The sequence below is a fragment of the Streptomyces hainanensis genome (assembly GCF_004348415.1).
Classification (GTDB): domain Bacteria; phylum Actinomycetota; class Actinomycetes; order Streptomycetales; family Streptomycetaceae; genus Streptomyces; species Streptomyces hainanensis.
Genome location: NZ_SMKI01000849.1, coordinates 1 through 1,123, shown reverse-complemented (window position 1 = coordinate 1,123; position 1,123 = coordinate 1). Strand labels below are relative to the sequence as shown.

The following is a 1,123-nucleotide window of genomic DNA, read 5'->3' as shown; positions in this document are numbered from 1 at the left end:
GTGTCGGGGTGGGATCAGGCGGCGGCGCCGCGGGCGGCCAGGGCCAGTCCCTCGTCGCGGGCGGCCCGCCGCCTGACCAGGGCGCGGAAGCGCGCGGCCGGCGGGCGCCAACCCACCGTGAGCGCGCCGACCAGCCGGTCGTCCCGGTGGTAGAGGGCGGCGAACCGCCCCTGTTCCGGATCGCCGAGCACCTCGACGTGGTCGGCGTCGGGCACGCCGACGAACTGGATCCGGGTGCCGTAGAGCTCCGACCAGAAGTAGGGGATGGTCGCGAAGGCGCGGCGCGGGCCGTCCGTCACCGCGTTGTGGCCGGCGACCGCGGCCCCCTCGGCCGCGCTGGTCCAGTGTTCGAGCCGCATCTCGCGGTCCGTGGCGGCGTTGTGCCAGCGCGCGACGTCGCCGGCGGCGAAGACGCGTTCGGCGCCGGGCGAGAGGGTGGCGTCGCAGACCAGGCCGTCGCGCAGCGGCAGCCCCGAGTCGGCCAGCCACCCGGTGGCCGGCTCGGCGCCGACGCCGAGCACCAGCAGGTCGGCCGGGACGGCGGTGCCGTCCGACAGCAGCACCCGCTCCACGCGCCCGTCGCCCTCGACGCCCACCACCTCGACGCCGCACCGCAGTTCGGTGCCGGCCCTGGAGTGCGCCAGGGCGCAGAGCGCGCCGACCCGCTCGCCGACGGCGCGGACCAGTGGGGTGGCGCGCGCCTCCACGATGGTCACCGGCAGCCCGCGCCGCCTGGCGGCCGAGGCCACCTCGGCGCCGACGAAGCCGCCGCCGACCACGACGGTGCGGGCGCCCGCGTCGAGCGCGGCCCGCACGGACAGGGCGTCGTCCAGCGTCCGCAGCGCGTGCGCCCCGGGCAGCCGGGGCACGGCCGCCGGCCAGCGGGGGCGGGCGCCGGTGGCGATCACCAGCGCGTCGTAGCCGAGTTCACGTTCCCCGAGCCGTACCAGACGGGCGTCCGGGTCGAGCCCGGTGGCCGGTTCGCCGAGCCGGAGCTCGACGCCCGTCCGCCGGTAGGCGGCGGCGCCGCCCGGCAGGTACTCGGGGATCCGCGGCGGCTCGCCAGGGGCGAGCAGGTCCTTGCTCAACGGGGGCCGGTCGTAGGGCGGGTGGGTGTCTCTTA

1 protein-coding gene is annotated in these 1,123 nt (G+C 78.4%); it reads right to left on the bottom strand.

What is annotated here, in order from left to right; translation table 11 throughout:
• Nucleotides 1-14: 14 nt before the first annotated feature.
• Nucleotides 15-1,123, bottom strand: a 1,109-nt coding sequence (locus E1283_RS36420) for an NAD(P)/FAD-dependent oxidoreductase (RefSeq protein WP_132822422.1), incomplete at its 5' end; no start/stop codon positions are given.